Origin of the sequence: Burkholderia sp. MSMB1589WGS (genome assembly GCF_001636105.1) — a bacterium.
Classification (GTDB): Bacteria; Pseudomonadota; Gammaproteobacteria; order Burkholderiales; family Burkholderiaceae; genus Burkholderia; species Burkholderia humptydooensis.
On sequence record NZ_LNJT01000007.1, the window covers coordinates 1,647,032 to 1,659,980 of the forward strand.

At 58.2% G+C, this 12,949-nt stretch carries 12 protein-coding genes; 1 reads left to right on the plus strand and 11 read right to left on the minus strand.

Translation table 11 applies throughout. The features are described from left to right. Positions 1 to 75: 75 nt before the first annotated feature. Positions 76 to 495 (plus strand): DUF6088 family protein, encoded by a 420-nt coding sequence (locus WT16_RS31445; protein WP_082874823.1) that lies wholly within the window; start codon positions 76 to 78, stop codon positions 493 to 495. A 108-nt stretch (positions 496 to 603) separates the two neighbouring features. Here the strand turns inward: WT16_RS31445 and WT16_RS33730 are convergent, their stop codons facing one another. The 11 genes from WT16_RS33730 to WT16_RS15495 all read right to left on the minus strand — a co-directional run bounded on the left by WT16_RS33730 (position 604) and on the right by WT16_RS15495 (position 12,945). Further along, a complete protein-coding gene (locus WT16_RS33730) occupies positions 604 to 822 on the minus strand; it encodes a hypothetical protein (protein WP_156521444.1) in 219 nt (72 codons plus the stop codon). Between the two features lie 423 nt (positions 823 to 1,245). After that, positions 1,246 to 1,761, minus strand: coding sequence for a hypothetical protein (locus WT16_RS15440; RefSeq protein WP_231892069.1), 516 nt, complete (start codon positions 1,759 to 1,761; stop codon positions 1,246 to 1,248). A gap of 13 nt (positions 1,762 to 1,774) precedes the next feature. Then, complete coding sequence (locus WT16_RS15445; RefSeq protein ID WP_063533650.1) at positions 1,775 to 2,155, minus strand: hypothetical protein; 381 nt, start codon at positions 2,153 to 2,155, stop codon at positions 1,775 to 1,777. Between the two features lie 44 nt (positions 2,156 to 2,199). Continuing rightward, positions 2,200 to 2,679, minus strand: a complete 480-nt coding sequence (locus WT16_RS15450; RefSeq protein ID WP_063533651.1) for an HAD domain-containing protein — start codon at positions 2,677 to 2,679, stop codon at positions 2,200 to 2,202. A 34-nt stretch (positions 2,680 to 2,713) separates the two neighbouring features. Beyond that, positions 2,714 to 3,283 carry a hypothetical protein gene (locus tag WT16_RS15455; protein ID WP_156521445.1) on the minus strand — a complete coding sequence of 190 codons (570 nt, stop codon included), beginning with the start codon at positions 3,281 to 3,283 and terminating at the stop codon, positions 2,714 to 2,716. Positions 3,284 to 6,250: 2,967 nt separating this feature from the next. Next, a complete protein-coding gene (locus WT16_RS15465) occupies positions 6,251 to 6,712 on the minus strand; it encodes a hypothetical protein (RefSeq protein WP_156521446.1) in 462 nt (153 codons plus the stop codon). Further along, a complete protein-coding gene (locus tag WT16_RS15470) occupies positions 6,709 to 8,610 on the minus strand; it encodes a hypothetical protein (RefSeq protein ID WP_156521447.1) in 1,902 nt (633 codons plus the stop codon). The genes WT16_RS15465 and WT16_RS15470 overlap by 4 nt, the downstream gene beginning before the upstream one ends. After that, on the minus strand, positions 8,603 to 10,099 hold the full coding sequence (locus tag WT16_RS15475) for a tyrosine-type recombinase/integrase (protein WP_063533655.1): 1,497 nt from the start codon (positions 10,097 to 10,099) through the stop codon (positions 8,603 to 8,605). Before WT16_RS15475 ends, WT16_RS15470 begins: the two co-directional genes overlap by 8 nt. Next, complete coding sequence (locus WT16_RS15480) at positions 10,096 to 11,280, minus strand: tyrosine-type recombinase/integrase (protein WP_231892070.1); 1,185 nt, start codon at positions 11,278 to 11,280, stop codon at positions 10,096 to 10,098. The genes WT16_RS15475 and WT16_RS15480 overlap by 4 nt, the downstream gene beginning before the upstream one ends. A gap of 480 nt (positions 11,281 to 11,760) precedes the next feature. Then, a complete protein-coding gene (locus WT16_RS15490; RefSeq protein WP_043283306.1) occupies positions 11,761 to 12,264 on the minus strand; it encodes a ClpXP protease specificity-enhancing factor in 504 nt (167 codons plus the stop codon). A gap of 69 nt (positions 12,265 to 12,333) precedes the next feature. Then, the gene (locus WT16_RS15495; protein ID WP_004185176.1) at positions 12,334 to 12,945 is read right to left on the minus strand and encodes a glutathione S-transferase N-terminal domain-containing protein; all 612 of its coding nucleotides are present in this window, start codon (positions 12,943 to 12,945) and stop codon (positions 12,334 to 12,336) included. Between the last annotated feature and the right edge of the window lie 4 nt (positions 12,946 to 12,949).

The following is a 12,949-nucleotide window of genomic DNA, read 5'->3' on the forward strand; positions in this document are numbered from 1 at the left end:
AGCTGTCTCGCTTTCTTATCCATGTAGAGTCGTAGTGACCTCAAGACGAGGCGCACTGGAGAAAGGAGGGGGTAAATGACTCTCGAAGACCGCATCGTCCGCTCAATCCGGCAACGCAAAAGCATCGTCATTTTGTGCTCCGAGGTCGCCCCGTTTGGTAGCACCGCACAAGTCGGCCGGGTACTTGCGAAACTTGTTGCCAATGGTGCGCTCGTGCGTGTTAGCAAAGGCGTGTACGCCAAAACGCGCGTCAATAAATTTACAGGCAAGCTGTCGCCTGCGGCGCCATTTGAGACCATCGCAGCAGAAGTCTTCAAAAAGCTGAACATCGAAGTTCAGCCCGGACGACTCACGCGTGAGTACAACACTGGGACAACAACTCAAATTCCAATGAACGGCGTGGTCAGCACGGGCGCGCGCCGGATACGCCGTAAAATTCAAGTCGGCAGCAAAACCGTAGTGTATGAGAGAAAGAACGGACGAGCGGATGGCTGACACGACGACACCGCGTGCATCGAACTGCGGAGTCAAAAAGGGCTGCACAGTTCACGCTGTGTAGCCCCTTCTCTCTCGCGTAACGTCTGCCGCGCACACGCCATGTGGTTACGTTTCCTGCGGCAGGTCGTTCTCATTGAAGGACGTAAGCACATCCTTCGGCAACAAGCCCAGCTTCTGGTATTCCGCCATGCCGCTGGCCATCTTGGCATGAATGGAGCAACTGGTAACGCCGTGGGTTTTGCGCTGGCAATGTGTCGCGATGCTTACGGCAACGCGATGAGCGGGCAGTGCCGATGCGCAGCTACGGCTTCCTTGCAGCTGCAACTAAGGTCCTGACCGCTTTGCAGGAGTTTGGTGAGGCCAAGGGTGACGTGCGCGCGAAATGAAGCTGCAGGAAATGCTCAAGGCAGCGTTCGCGGAAACGGAGGCGCTGCCCGCTTTTGACAATGACAAGTGCCTTTCCGTCTGGAGTGCACCGGGCTCTCACCCGTGCCGGCCCCATGCCGGCAACTGTTTGTCGTCCAGGCTTACAAAAAACTTGAACACAACAAAGGGGGACAGGCGTGAGTTGTACAAAAAATCAGGCTGTATGCACGAACATGTACTCCCCGCTGCGCCTTGCGTGACAAGGCTTTCGCGGTACTGTACTTTCTGCAAAAAATACAGCAATTGTGGGGCCGGATTACCCCGGAATGTTCTCAAATTTGATGAGAAGTGGTGAGAAAGGTGTCACCACGCACGTGCGTATCACAGGTCGTCGAAATTGACCTTCACTGCATGACCTACGGACTTCAGACGAGACTCCAGCAGCGACTCGCCACCGCCTAGGAAGCCCTCCCAATCCCACACGTATGCGCAGTCCATCGGCTCCGGGTCGTCGGCTATTACGGGGCGCGTGCTGCCTTCAATGCGGCGCCGGAAAAAGGTCCGCGCGGGCTCTGGTATTTCGCGCAGTCGCACGTAGCGCAGTCCGTCGCTAATGTGCACCGGAACGTCCGGCAGTGCGGGACGCGGCGGCATCTCGTCGGCATTGCCGCCAAGCGCAGCGGCGATGCTGCGCGCGACGAGGTCCCAAATCGATGCTGACCAGCGCGGGTACGCACGCACATGCCCCGTGCCTACGCTACCAATGGGCGATTCGGTCAGCCTGGCCTCATAGTCCGCGTGCACTCCATCGGCAACGCGACCTATGTCTGCCGTTGCTATCACGCGGCGACCTGACTCACGTCCGTCCGGCCACAGTTCTACGGTCACGCGCAGCATTATTTGCCTCCAATCATCTGCTTGGTTCGAGCAGTTTGCGCACAATAGCTACTGCGTCATCGCCCGGGGTGCAATACACGGGCTCGGTGTCCCATCGCGAACCCGGGCCGACTACCGTGGCGCTCGCGCATCCATCGCGGACATAACCATCGAGCCGCACCAGCGGCGTCACGTCGCGCCCGTCCTTGCGTCCGATAAACGCCGTAAAGCTGGTGCCGCTAAGCGGAGGTGTGCTGTATCGCTCCTCGCACAGCTCGAGCACCCGCAGCGTTTCTCCCAGCACGGAAAAGGGTGGTCGGTCGTCCGGCACAGCGCTGCCCTCAATGTCGCACAAATGCGTGAGTGCATTGACGTCACCGTCGTACTCGCCGTCGTAAATGGAAATTGTCAGCATCGGCTCATCCTCGGTTTGTATTCTTCCGTGCTTAGCACGACGGCTCACACATGCATTGCGGCCAATTTCGTTTTCAGTTCCGCGAGCACGCCCGGCGCGCTTATGCCGAGCACGGGGTCGGTCCGAATCAAATTCTCCCTGCACCACGACGGCCAATGCAGCCAATCATCGTCAAGAGCCAGCCACGCCTTCGGTTTGCGGCGAAGTACATCGCTCCAGATTTGCATGCCGCGCGGCGCAGCCGCGAACTCTGCCGGGTCCATCCTCGAGTGATACGTCGCGCCAACCACCCTTGCCTGCAGCCCGTGCGTCAGCCGGCGTGCCACACGGTGGATACTCCTGCGGTAGCGCCGCACCCAGCTTGTCGACAGCACTATGCGCGCGTCCGGGTACGGCTCAAGCGTTTGCTCGAGCAGTTGGCAGTGCTCAAAGAGACGGTGGCCTGGTGCGTCCAGCAGAACGGGGCCACGCCGGTGGAGCAAATACACGGACTCGTGGTGGTGAACGCCATCGAAATCAAGCATGAGCAGGCGCCCGTCCGACGCGGCGCGGGTACGCTCATTCGCACCCCCGGCAGGCGAGCAAAGCCGCAAGCACGCGTTCCGCGAGCTGTACCGCTGCATCGGCCGCAATCGGCGGCTCCGCCGGCACCCCTGTCAGGCTCCATTCGTTCAGCGTCAGCGCTTGACGGGCTTCGTCCTGCGTCAACTGTAACGCCGTCGCTGCACGCTCAACGACTGCTCGCGCGAACGCGTCGGGCTGGTCCATTGCTCCAATGTCGTCCGCGCTCACACTGAACCGCATGACTTCGTACATTGCCTCATAAGCGCAGCGAACACGTACCACTGCTTCCGCGGTTGTTCGACGGGCCACGTGCATGTACTCGTTGAAGTGCAAATTCAGCAGCTCTAGCTCGAGCTGCTCGCCGGACACATGCATGTATTCCTCAAAGGCCTGGCCCTGGCGGACTTTCGCGGCGGCAATGTACTGCTCCGCCACGTCCCACTCAACCACTGGCTCCCCGTCCGGTCCCGGCGTTGTCGGCAGCTGGCCCTCATCGAGCAATCTACGCACGTAGCTGCGTCTTACAAAAAGCCTCTGAGCCAATTCCGCAATCGTCATATGCATGTTGGCACCAATTTTTAATGTTATGCGGTCGTTAAATGACGCCCTTTCCACGAGAGTCAGGAGGTCGGAAGCTAACCGCATTGAATTCATGACGCAGTGCAGTCTCGAACGCGCGACGCGCAGTAGTAACCACGTCGTCGCCAATCACGTACGAGATTGCTGGGAATTCCGCGACCGACTGCGCAGTTCGCACGCTCGCGTACGCAAGCCTCCCCTCGCATCGCACGTCAATTCGAAATGTGGCTATTGCGCGAGCGTCGCCCGTTGCATGATTGGACAACTCGTGCACGAAAATCGTGAAGCGGTCCGACACCGGATATGGGCCACGTGGCGTCGGAGAGGCAAGGGCCAGTAGCGCACGCTGCCACGTCGACCCTTCGCATTCCATTGAAGTCCCATCGCACACTATGCTTAAGCTATCGCCACTGCAGTCACCCAGATACACCGCGACGTCCGTCTGCACCGAAGCGCTACGTTGCGACAAACCCAAGGCATCGCACATCGCTAATCCTCTCGCCTCTCGATTCGCCTCATGGCGAGTTCTTACTAACGTGCTCGTACACAACTCTCCTGCTACCCACCTGAATCCGCCGGGTTATACGCCGTCGGCCAGTGGTCCAGCTTGGCTAGCACGCGAGTCAACTGCGACTGGCTTCCCACTCCCGACACCTCCGAGCGGAGAATGACAACGCTTTTACGCCTGCGGATGGAGCGCACGACACGAGTTTCCAGTTTCATCTTGTCGTCAGTCGACAGACCCATTGATTGATGGAACCATCGGCAGCGATATCTCCTCGCTGCCACATGAACTTCCGACCCGCTAAACGCAAGCAGTCCAAAACATGTGTGCTTTAAAGCGAGTCTCCCCGCCGCATACGTTGCATGAAGTCCGCGAAAGCCGGGTGGTACTCTCTGCTAGCCAGATAGAGCAGCACGGAGAGACCTATTTCCGAAGCAGAATGCGATGGGTCCACCCGCATGCGCGCGATTTTTACCGCCCGCTGGCCGGTCGCAACAGCTTCCCCGCGTACCCGTCCTACGGCGTCAACGGACACAGTAAAGCGTGCGGCCGCATTTTGCACACTTGCTCGCTCGCGCTCGACGAAGCAAGTAACATGCGCTACACGGTCTCGCTTTGTCGATGGTGCGCGCCTAATTTCTGCTTCCGGACCGCCATCTGATAAGAGGTGAGCGCTTTCATATCGGTATAGAGCGTGATATGCGTCCGCCCAGATGTCTGGAGCACCACCGTGCTGTATGCAACGGGTGTAAAGCTCCTGCGCCCACCGTAAGTTGGAGCCGAACCGACCGACACACACGCAAATAGCGATGTCCTCGCCCTGCCGAAACGTTGTGTGGTCTACTGCATAAACAGACATTCCTGCTCCTCTTGCATCGCGACCAATTGGCCACAGCTTCCCTCAGTACCGCCAGCGTGCTTATTCCGGTGACGTCCTGATGTAGGGCTTCCGTCGGCGTTTGCGTCCGGGTTCGGCAACGAAGCGTGGTCTCCGGCTACCGTCTTCGAAATCCATTTGCCAGTGACGTCGACTCAGCTTTCCAGCCCATGCCTAGCGCACCACAGCAGCCACACAGCGTGCGCCGCCGACGAAAACGCGCTGGGCCCCTCAAGAACGTAAAGAGTGTCCGAGCGCGTAAGGCCAAACTGTCCTGCTGGGTTAGACGATTCGATTGCGGAACTCGTCCCCATAAATGTGTTGTCCTGCGACCGACGAAATGACAGGACCCAGTAGCCGTCGTTACGATGCGCCAGTCAAAAAGTTCTACTCTCCACCGGATTGACACGGGGCGGACCATGTGCGCGACCATTACTCGATTGCCTGTTGCGGAGACGCGCACACGACCGGCGCTTCCTCTGCATGGACGCCTAGACGCGACTGCGTAGCCGATGCTGACGGACAAAGATGCGAGAGCGGTCGTGTCTTCAAAGCTGCCTCCGTGACGCAGTAAAGATGTTCAGAAACGCTCGCCGGCCGTTCTTCCCATTTTGTGGTTTCAGCGTGGCCCGAATCGACGCCGCGCCAAACACGGGCTGAGCGGAACACATCGAGGCAAGAAAAACGTCATTTTAGGTCGAAATATGACGTTTGCGCTATATTTTATACGTTTGCGCTATGTACGCAAGCGCGCATCGCCGGAAGACTGTCGTCTTTCATATCTTCCGGTTACTCATGCAGCTAGTGGAGGCCTTCGGGCAAGTCGTGCGCGCGGCCCGCGAGCGTCAGAAATTGACCCAGTCCCAGTTGGCAGAACGAGCAGGCTTGCATTGGACAGCCGTTAGCCACATTGAACGGGGCACTAGACCCGCGCATCTTGTTACGCTGGAGTCCGTATCGACCGGGCTTGGCATCCCGCTGTCCAAACTGATTCATCGGGCGGAAGAGCTGCAGGCTGAAGACAACAAGGAAGCGAAGTAGGGCACACCAAGCTATCTAAGGGATGTTTTTCCGTCTAGTGGAAAGCGACTTTAGGATGGTGACGGCGACGTTCGTCGCCTGATTGAATCGCCATAGTGCAAACAAGCTCGCAACAGGGCCCTAGCGTGTTGCCGGAAATAGGCACTTCATTTATTTGGCACAGTCATCGAAACGTCGTCACGCTCCCGGCCCCCTTGCTGCTACAGGAGCAATCCTTTGCTTCAAAACATCCTGCCGCCACCGCAGTAAGTCTCGGTCCAACAGTTGGGCGCGCGGCGGAAGCAGCCAAGGGCGGTGTCTTGCTCGCAGGATGATTGTCCGGATGGAAACGCCAAGGACGTCAGCGAGTTCGTTGGGGCCAAGGTAGTGAGGTGTTTGATGAGGAAAGGATGGAGTCATCCGGCCTGTAGGACAGCCGTTTTAGCCCAATCAAGGTGCTCCCCGTGCAGCAGCGATACCATAATCGACACTTAAATGGCGCGCCGTCTGCCCTGGACCTACAAACAAAGGTCGATTTGCTACAGCCCTCTCAAGGCTTGTCGCGACGCAGCGTCAAGACCTCCGCACTATCAGGAAACGCGCTGACTGTCCGCAACGAGTCGCCGATGGCCTTGTATTCCTTCCAGAAGCGCTCGAGGGCTGCCATACCGCCCGACGCCATGACCGCTTGGATGCAGGCCGCGTGAGATGCGACCAATGCGCGCACCTGACCTTCGAGTTCCATGACGTGTTCTGATTTCACATCAAGCTTTTCAGCCAAAGTCAGGGCGCGCACGGCATGTGGGTTGAGCGTCGTACGTAAGTGCGTCTGCCGCGCCTGGGCCTGCTGAATTAGCTTCATACGTTCGGCGTCGCGGGTGAATGCCGATGCATTGCGCAGCGAAGGGTGGCGCCTCGCGACTTCGCGAACCGTGATATCGACGTCCGAAGCAAGCAGATTATCCAGAATCCCAGCAAGCTGGGTGTTATCGTCGTCGGCTCGTGGTTTCATGCGAACACGTCCTCCTCCGGTTCAGAGTAATCTCGACCTTCAGGAAACACGATTTCACCGGGCTGTGCGCTAAGTGCGGCGTCGACTCCCGCAATGAGTTCGTCTGCGTGCGCAATCTGGTTCTTGCGACCAATCGAGTTCGCCGGCTTCGCCGCAGCCTTATTCCGCATCACGGAGAGCTTGCCACGCAGCTCCTCCAACGTAATGCGATGCTCTGGAAGACCGCTAGGAACATAGCGTTTGCATTTGTGGAAGCACTTCAGATGCCGCACACAGGGATTCACCGCAAAGCTGGTGGTACAGAAGCCGTAAGGGGTCGCGTGGAATCCGTCTGACGTCGCTGCCAAATACGTGAACGCCGCCTCGTCACCGTGCTCCTGCTGGATTTTTTTGAACGATTCGGCAACGTGACTAAGCCCAGCAAAGCCTGACAGAACCATTTTTGCCACCGTCTCCTGGACGCTGCCCGGCGCGATGATGGTTTGGGCGCCTTTCGGCAACTCAACGAAGGAGAGTTGCTCGCTCAGGCTCCGGTGGTCGTACTCGTGACTTTGTACCACTGTCGTCCTGCCGAAGTGATGCGTGATGACAGTGTCTGGGATGTTGAGCCGGAAGAATTCCGTGTTCATCAAATGTCGCAGCGAGTGCGGGTTTATTTTCAGGCTCTCGAGGTCTGGCGCTTTCCCATATCGGGTGAAGATAGTGCTCGTCCCGTCACCTCGATAGCACAGGAACGCATAGAAGGAGGACTCTGCTGCGACCTCGATGTCTGCGTCGGTTGAGATGACCGCCGGCAATTCGCCAGTCCCTCGAAAGAGGACGAGAAATAGGAGGTCTGCCACCGACAGCTCTTCGCCGCTCGAAGTCTTGAATTGCCGTGAACCTTCAGGATAGCGCTTCAGATGGGCGCGCAGAACCGCCGTTGCTGCTAATGCACCCTCGACAGCTTCAACAACGATACGTTGGAATTGCTCAGGCACGAACTGATGGTCTTCCACGAGCAAGTCGGGCCGCCCCTCATTCCGCTTTTCACCAAAGTAGCGCAGTCGAAGTGTACGGCTAACTCCGCCAATGTCGCCGGCATCTTTGCCGGTTACAACATCCACGTGAGTCTCCCAGCGTAGGCAATCTGCTGGCAGCATCAGCACTTCGTTAATCCTCAGGCCGGTAAACAAAAGCAACCGAATAGCGTAGAAGCGGATGCGGTCCTGGTGCCCAACAGGAGCTTCCTGGAAGACGATGCGAACCAATTCATGCAGCGATTTCGGGTCGGGCAGCTTTTCCGAGTAGCGACGTTCATCCAAGTAAGATTGAAGGCGCGTCGCAGCCTTCGCGCGGACTTCGGCTGCAAGCGGGATATTCTCGGACAGCATGTTCTCGTTTATTGCAGTTGCAAGTACGCTGAGCGTCGCCACCACCTTGTCATCCCACTCCTTGAGCGCCATGAATCGATTGAAGTCATCGGTGTTCAAATCCCAAGGAGCCTTGCGCACCACAGAGAAGAATTTGCGCCAGACCGACGTTTCGTGTCGAACACTCCGTGCCACCATGTGTTGCTTGCAGCGGTAGGCAATGAGCGCCTTAATGAACTCTTGAACGTCGTGGCTCAGCACCTCTCCCTCAGGTAAATGAGCAAGGGCCCAGCCAGCCTCGATGGCCGCCTCGCGCAGGTCGGCGTCAATTGCGAAACCATTTGTACGCGCGGCGAATCGCGCGTGGCTGTCGGTCAGCAAACGTAGGTCCCAGTCATCGGCTTTGTGAACGCTACCGTCTTTGGCAACGGGTATCGCCCACGTCATGCCCTTCGACTCTACGAAGCGGCGCATACGCGCGATGAAGTCAACGTAACTGGTGGGCGGGCCGCCCGACGATTTACTCAAAAGTGAGCGCTTAGCCATGAGCGGCTCCGAGAATCCGTCGAGAATCATCCAGCGCGCGTTGCGCGCCGGCCAGGGCCTTCATCATTTGAAGGTAGGAGGGACTTGCCTCGTCACGGGCTTTCACAAATACGATGACTTGCTCTCGCATCCCAGCTATCGCCTCCATGTGCGCCGCTGGATTCAATGCTGGGATGTACTTGTGACAGCCATAGCAGGAGATGACGGGGTCGTAATTACACGCACTTTGCTTAGTACGACAACGTCCAATGCCGGCGATGAGCCTGTCGCCCACTATGCCGCCGATTTGTTGTTCTTCGGCAACACAACTGAGTTCTTCCACGGTTATGAACTCACCGAATGCCATCGAAATCATGTTGTCGTAGAGCTTCGACGCCCCTAGCGCTGCGTTAATCAGGTTACCCTGGTGGCGGCTCGCCTGAACGTAGGAGGTCGCGGCGTCTAGGCCTGAGTGCCCCAAGAACCATCGGATGCTTGTCCGACTATGGCCGGCGTCCGCCAAAGCCTGGGCTGACGAATGTCTTAGCTTGTTGACATTGAAGTCGACCTTCACTCCGACCTCCGCGCAGACTCGCCGAACCTTTGACCAAAGTTCGTCGCCGTTACCCGATGAGAAGAGGCGAGTTCGTCCGGCGCGCTTTGCATATTCCAGCAGCAAGACAACTGGCCGCGCCCATTCAGGCTTCACTTGGCGCACCATTTCGCAATTGACAGTCTCCTCGTCCTTCTGCTTCGCGGCATGAAGCGACACCAAGCAAACCGGGTCGCCTGATGCATCCAACAAGCTGTGAACGTGCTCCAGCTTGATTGACAGCAGTTGAACCGGACGCATTCCGTGTTGGAACGCAAGTGCCAATGCGGCCAGCCCTTCGGCTTGCTGCTCTAGTAAATTTGGCTCGTGGGCTCGACTGTCCAAGGCCCTGATCAACTCCGCCTGTCGGGCAACGTCGACTAGCGCTTGCCTGCGTCGAATTTTTCGGCGCTGTTCTCCGAGGGTCGCGTTGGCTCTCGTGTCCAGTCCTTTGACCAAGTCTTCGTGGCGCGCTCCCCATGCCCCCAACAACGATTTGATAGCAAGTCTCAGAATCGTCTTGGCCGCTTTCGCCGTGTCAATATCGTGTACGCATTCGTCCCAGGTCTCCTGCACGCGCTGCGGCCCTTCCTCAAGCAATCGAACGTAAAGCGGCCAGTTAATCAGGAGCGAGCGCGTGAATTTATACACCGAGGAAGGAGAGCGCTCGACCTGCGTAAGCATCACCAACTTTTGCTGCAGTCCTCGCATCGCTTCCGATGGGAACTGGAACTCCTGCTTTCTTCCCTGCACCGACAAGGTCCACACTTCAGCGCCCGCTTCTAGGAAGACCTCCTCATCTGCGTACTTGTCATAGACCCTAAAGAATCTGGGAGAAGCCGGCCACACCCACCTCAAGACACCGGAGACGTCACGCGTTGGTACGCGAATAGCTTCTTTGCCCCTGCGCCCGTTCATACGGTCATCCCTCTCAGAACGTCCACGCGTTTGTCGAATACATCGGTCCACGACTTCATCAAGTCATCCTCGATGGCGGCTCGCGCATACCGGGCGGGCATCTCAGATGTGATTGACCAACCGAAGAACGCCCTCATACGCTGGAAGGCCAGCTCTCGGTCCGGTTCCACTGCGATGAACAACCCATATCGCACGGTTGCGCACGTATGGCGCAGGTCATGCGGTGAGATGCGTTTTTTTCCACCGGTTCGCTCGGTGAATCGTTGCAGGGCCGCCGGCGGAATTGCAGCGGAGAGCTGAGCCAGCAATTTATTGACGCTTTCTTCCGACAGCTCAACGCCGTCTTCGGCCGTGAGAAGGAAGCGTGTCTCACCGTCGTCGCGGCGATGCTCGGCTACATACGTCTCAATAAGACTGGCAAGGTCCACAGATATGGGAACTTGTCGATGAGACTCGGCGGTCTTGATGCCCGGTCTCGATGAACGTCGGTCCTCGTCATCGGTTGTTGTTACGTCCAACCAGTATTTGACCCCACCAGATTGTCGGTCGAGGTCGTGCTTCAACGAGTCAACTGTTAGCAGGAGTGCCTCTCCACGCCGTAGGCCACAAAGAAGCAGCAGGAGCACGACTAACCAGTTGCGCACTTGGATAGCGAAGCTCGCGAATGGATTCCGGCTTGCGCCTGGCTCAGCGACGGCCAGAAGCTCGCTCAAGGTCACGTCAGGTAATGCTCGAGTGAACTTAAGCCGACCGCGTTTGGGGTCACGAATACGACCTGTACCGGTCATTGCAGAGACGACCGAACGCCATTCCTCGCGCCCCACCGCCCAGTAGCGGGAGAAGTGGAGGATGAACATCCGGACGGCATCCCAGCACTGAACGTCAGCAAACGTATACTTCTTGTTCGAGGTCAATTCGACATAGAAGTCAGTGACCATTACGTGAACACGCGAAGCATTGGCGTCACCGAGAGCGATATCGAGTGCCTCGGTGCCGAACCTGTCGTCGCAGTACAGATAAAGCCTGTCTAGATGCCGCAACCGGGTCAGTTGCGTGTTTTCAGCCCAATTCTTTCCGGTATTAGCTAACGACCAGACCGTCGACCAGAAGCGCGGCCGACCAAAGCGTGAAGGGGATGTAACGACGTAGGGTGGGTTAGCTCCAGTCGGGACGACGCTCATGTCCGTCTCTACAAACCGCAGCTTTGAAGGAGGCGAACGGCCTCAGAGAAGTCGACCCGTGCGAGGTGCATTGCGAGGTCCACGGCACCGCCGCCACCCTTGCGCTCGCGCGTATCCCAAAACTTTGGACCGGTCAGGAGAAGTTCGAACTCGTGGCTGCCGTAGCGGGCATGCCATCGACTGGAGAGAGGGGATTTGAGCGCGATGTAAGACATATCGCGCTTTGCGTGGTCAGCGAGTGCCGTGAGCACGTCGACCGCAGGAAGCTCTCGCCAACGCAAGAGTAGAGACTTATCCACAGGCATTTCCTCCCCCGGACCCCCTCCTTGCTACTCGCCTATCAAAGATAGGCTGAAACAGCAAAACCGCAGAGGGATGCTACCGTCGGGGGGCAGGAAACGCAACAGCAGCTCTTGGTACACATTTAAATCAACTGCTCTACCAGATGAGCTAAGCCGGCGTTGGGCCAGAAATTCTACCTCATTTCACGATCTTGAGGCGAGGCCGGCTGCCTTTCGCTCCATCGCCGTCACCATCGGACTTCGGCAGTTCGTCCGCCGGTTCGCCGGCCTCGGGCACCGCCTCGGCCGGAACGACGTGAGCACCGGCATCGTCACCCGCTTCCTCCGCAGCAAGCGCGCCGCCGCCCTCGGCATCGCCGGAATCCGCGGCGACATCGACCTGAAACGCCATCCCCTGCCCGTTCTCGCGCGCATAGATCGCGAGCACGTTCGCGACGGGCACCTCGATCTTGTGCGCCTTGCCCGAGAATCGCGCGGTGAACTCGATCCATTCGTTGCCCATCTGCAGTTGGCTCGTCGCCTCGAAGCTGATGTTCAACACGATCTCGCCGTCGCGCACGAACTGGCGCGGCACGCGCGTCGACTTGTCGACCCGCACCGCGATGTGGGGCGTATACCCGTTATCCGTGCACCACTCATACAGCGCGCGCAGCAAATACGGCTTCGTGGAAATCTCTTGCATCGCCATCCTCGAACGAAAACGGACGCGGCAGCGCAATGCCGCCGCATCCGCTCCCCAGTCACATACAGCTTAACGACGCATGACCTTTTCGGACGGCGTCAGCGCTTCGATATAGGCAGGACGGCTGAAAATCCGCTCTGCGTACTTCATCAGCGGCGCGGCGTTCTTCGACAGCTCGATCCCGTAGTGGTCGAGACGCCACAGGAGCGGCGCGATCGCGACGTCGAGCATCGAGAACTCCTCGCCAAGCATGTATTTGTTCTTCAGGAAGATCGGCGCGAGCTGCGTCAGGCGATCGCGGATCGCGAGGCGCGCCTTCTCGTGGCTCTTCTCGGCGGCCTTGCCTTTCTCGTTCTCGAGCGTGCTCACGTGCACGAACAGCTCCTTCTCGAAGTTGAGCAGGAACAGGCGCGCGCGCGCGCGCTGCACCGGGTCGGCCGGCATCAGTTGCGGGTGCGGGAAGCGCTCGTCGATATACTCGTTGATGATGTTCGATTCGTACAGGATCAGATCGCGTTCGACGAGAATCGGCACCTGTCCGTACGGATTCATCACCGCGATGTCTTCCGGTTTGTTGAACAGGTCGACGTCGCGAATCTCGAAATCCATGCCCTTTTCGAACAGCACCAGCCGGCAACGCTGGGAGAACGGACAAGTCGTGCCGGAATACAGAACCATCATGTTT